At 67.4% G+C, this 2,706-nt stretch carries 2 protein-coding genes; both read left to right on the forward strand.

Going from position 1 to position 2,706, the window contains the following annotated elements; all coding sequences use genetic code 11:
- A partial coding sequence (locus ACEQXV_RS01040) for an acetate--CoA ligase family protein (protein ID WP_370267467.1) occupies positions 1-1,897 on the forward strand: 1,897 nt, incomplete at its 5' end.
- On the forward strand, positions 1,894-2,679 hold the full coding sequence (locus tag ACEQXV_RS01045) for a carnitinyl-CoA dehydratase (protein WP_370267468.1): 786 nt from the start codon (positions 1,894-1,896) through the stop codon (positions 2,677-2,679). The genes ACEQXV_RS01040 and ACEQXV_RS01045, both read left to right, overlap by 4 nt.
- The last annotated feature ends 27 nt before the right edge of the window (positions 2,680-2,706 follow it).

Raw genomic sequence — 2,706 nt, forward strand, 5'->3', positions numbered from 1 at the left:
GGCGGGGCTGCCCGTCTTCGCCCGCGTGGAGGACCTGCCCGAGGCACCGGATGCCGTCTTCATCGGGGTCAACCGGCATGTAACGGTCGAGGCCGTCGGGCTTCTGTCCCGGATGGGGGCGGGCGGCGCGGTGTGTTTCGCAAGCGGTTTTGCCGAGGCCTGGGCAGAGCTTGCCGACGGGCCAGCCTTGCAGGAGGAGCTCATCGCCGCCGCGGGAGACATGCCCATCGTGGGGCCCAACTGTTACGGGTTTCTCAATGCGCTTGACGGGGCGCTCTTGTGGCCTGACCAGCACGGGCTGGTGCCCGTCGATAGCGGCGTGGCGATCGTGACGCAAAGCTCCAACATCGCGTGCAACCTGTCGATGCAGGCGCGCGGGCTGCCCATTGCCTATATCATGACGGCGGGAAACCAGGCGCAGACGGACCTGGCCCAGATCGGGCAGGGGCTGTTGGCCGATCCGCGGGTCACCGCCCTGGGGCTGCACATCGAGGGGATTTCCGACATTCGCGGCTTCGAGACCCTGGCGGCCACGGCGCGCGCATTGGGCAAGCCCATCGTCGCGGTAAAGGTGGGGGCGAGCGAGCAGGCGCGCGCGGCGACCGTGTCGCACACGGCCTCGGTCGCGGGCTCGGATGCGGGCGGTCGGGCTCTGCTGGCGCGGCTCGGGATCGCGCAGGCGCGCACGCTGGCGGAGATGCTGGAGGCGCTGAAGCTTCTGCACGTGGGCGGGCCGCTCGGCTCGAACCGGATTGCCTCGCTGTCCTGTTCGGGGGGTGAAGCGAGCCTGATGGCCGATGTGACGCTTGGCACCGGGCTGGTCTATCCTCCGCTCGACCCCGGTCAGCGCGCGGCGCTGGCCGAGGCGCTTGGGCCCAAGGTGGCCCTGGCCAACCCGCTGGATTACCACACCTATATCTGGGGCGACCAAGAAGCGACCACGCGGTGCTTCACGGCGATGATGCAAGGCGATCTTGCCATGGGCTGCGCGGTGCTGGACTTCCCGCGCCCGGATCGATGCGATGCGCGCGACTGGATGAAGGTGGTTGAGGCCATTGCCGACACGCAGGCCGCGACGGGCAAGCGGATGTGCATGGTGGCCAGCATTCCCGAATGCATGCCCGAGGCGGTGGCCGATGCGGCTACGGCGCGTGGGATCGTGGCCTTCAGCGGCATGGCCGAAGCACTGGCCGCGCTCGATATCGGGGCCTGGCTCGGGGCGCGGCAGGGGATGCCCGATCCGGTGCTTTTGCCTGGCGATCCGGTGGGGGCCAAGACCTTGACCGAGGCAGAGGCCAAGGCGGCGCTGGCAGGGCATGGGCTGCGGGTGCCCTATTCGGGGCGCGCGGGCGGCGCGGCCGAAGCGGCGGCGCTGGCAGGCACGATGGGCTTTCCCGTGGTTCTGAAGGGCGAGGGCATCGCCCACAAGACGGAGGCCGGGGCGGTGGCCCTGAACCTTGCCGACCCCGAGGCGGTGGAAGCAGCCGCAACCCGGATGCAGGCGGCGTCTTTCCTGGTCGAGGAAATGGTGACGGGCGCGGTGGCCGAGCTTCTGGTCGGTGCCGTGCGCGACCCGGCACATGGTTTCGTCCTGACGCTCGGGGCCGGCGGCGTGCTGACGGAAATCCTGCGCGATACCGTGTCCCTGCTGGTGCCTGCATCCCGCAGCGAGGTCCGGGATGCCTTGAAAAACCTGAGGATTTCCCCGCTTCTGGCTGGCTATCGCGGGGCTCCGGCGGCTAATATCGATGCTGTGCTCGATGCCGTGATGGCCGTTCAGGGCTTTGTCGAGGCCCAGGCTGCGCGGCTGGAGGAAGTGGAGATCAACCCGCTGATATGCACCCCGGCAGATGCCATCGCAGCCGATGCGCTGATCACAATCGGAGAGGACAGATGACAGAAAACCCCATCCGCACGGAACGCCGTGGCCATGTGCTGGAGGTCACGCTGGACCGGCCCAAGGCCAATGCGATCGACCTGAAGACCAGCATCATCATGGGCGATGTCTTCACCGAGTTCCGCGACGATCCAGACCTGCGCGTGGCGATCGTGACGGGCGGCGGCGAGAAGTTCTTCTGTGCGGGCTGGGACCTCAAGGCCGCCGCCGATGGTGACGCGGTCGATGGCGATTATGGCAAGGGCGGTTTCGGTGGCTTGCAGGAGTTGCGCGGGCTGAATAAGCCCGTGATTTCAGCGGTTAACGGGATCTGCTGCGGTGGCGGGCTGGAACTGGCGCTGTCTGCGGATATCATCCTTGCGGCTGAGCATGCGAGCTTCGCGCTGCCGGAAATCCGCTCGGGCACCATTGCGGACGCGGCCAGTATCAAGCTGCCCAAGCGCATCCCCTATCACATCGCGATGGAGATGCTGTTGACGGGCCGCTGGCTTGATGCCGAGGAGGCCGCGCGCTGGGGTTTCGTGAACCATATTTACCCGGCAGATCAATTGCTTGCCAAGGCGCGCGAGATGGCAGACCTGCTCGCCTCGGGGCCGCCGCTGGTCTACGCGGCGCTGAAGGAAATCGTACGCGAATCCGAGGACCTGAAGTTCCAGGATGCGATGAACCGGATCACGCAGCGCCAGCTCAAGACGGTGGATGTGCTCTATGGTTCCGAGGACAACCTGGAAGGCGCCCGCGCCTTTGCCGAGAAACGCGATCCGGTCTGGAAGGGGCGCTGACGCAGCGCGCCGTCAGGCGGGCTGCCG

It is taken from the genome of Nioella sp. (assembly GCF_964229645.1).
In the GTDB taxonomy this organism is placed as follows: domain Bacteria; phylum Pseudomonadota; class Alphaproteobacteria; order Rhodobacterales; family Rhodobacteraceae; genus Nioella.